General features: G+C 67.5%; 1 protein-coding gene. It reads left to right on the forward strand.

Annotation, left to right across the window (positions count from 1 at the left end; genetic code table 11):
- The first annotated feature begins 130 nt into the window (after nt 1-130).
- On the forward strand, nt 131-484 hold the full coding sequence (locus LZ604_RS35500; RefSeq protein ID WP_234520358.1) for a cupin domain-containing protein: 354 nt from the start codon (nt 131-133) through the stop codon (nt 482-484).
- Nucleotides 485-773: the final 289 nt, after the last annotated feature.

Here is a 773-nt window from a genome sequence, read left to right on the forward strand (position 1 = left end):
CGTGATCAAAATGCCAATCGCCGCCGGCCTCCTGGCTGTCGCCACGCTGACTGCGGCCACGGCCTGCTCGACCTCGGGCCAGCCCACCCACGCAACGGGCACGACCGCGGCTGTGGCATCGCCTGTGGCCATGGCATCGCCACGCCCCACCGAAACCCTCAAGCCGCTGCTCCAGCAGGCCCTTCCGAATGTGAAGGGCAAGACGTTCACCTCTCTGATCGTCGACTTGCCGCCCAACGCACGCGCGATGCCGCACCGGCACGGCCAGGCGTTCGTCTACGCCTACGTCCTCGAAGGCACCGTGCGCAGCCAACTCGCCGGCAAGCCCGTGCGCACCTACCACCGGGGCGACAACTGGGTCGAGCCGCCGGGTGCCCACCACCTCCTCACCGAGAACACCAGCCCGACCAAACAGGCCAGGCTCCTGGTCGTCTTCGTCTCCAACACCGGAGAAAAACTCAAGGTCGACGACCCGGCGTCGTAGCCCCCGGGGCATGCGCGGGGCGGCATCACCCTGTACCACCCCACCAAAGCACGCCCACTCTCCACCAACGTGCCCAAAGCGCGGCGCATACCACACGAAGGAATCATCGGAACCATGACCGACCCCCAGCGCGTCAACATCGGCGAGCAGCCCCGACCGCCTACAAGACCCTCATCGCCCTGTCCTCGGAGGTGGGAGAGACCAGCACCGCCGCGGGCCTCGACCCGCTCCTGGTCGAACTGCTGAGGATCCGCACCTCCCAGATCAACGGCTGCTCGTTCTGCCTGCG

The sequence above is a fragment of the Streptomyces glomeratus genome, from assembly GCF_021462825.1.
Lineage (GTDB): Bacteria > Actinomycetota > Actinomycetes > Streptomycetales > Streptomycetaceae > Streptomyces > Streptomyces glomeratus.

Bases quoted from the DNA above. Each gene is read 5' to 3' on its own strand.
- LZ604_RS35500 (WP_234520358.1), top strand. From the start codon at position 131: ATGGCATCGCCACGCCCCACCGAAACCCTCAAGCCGCTGCTCCAGCAG.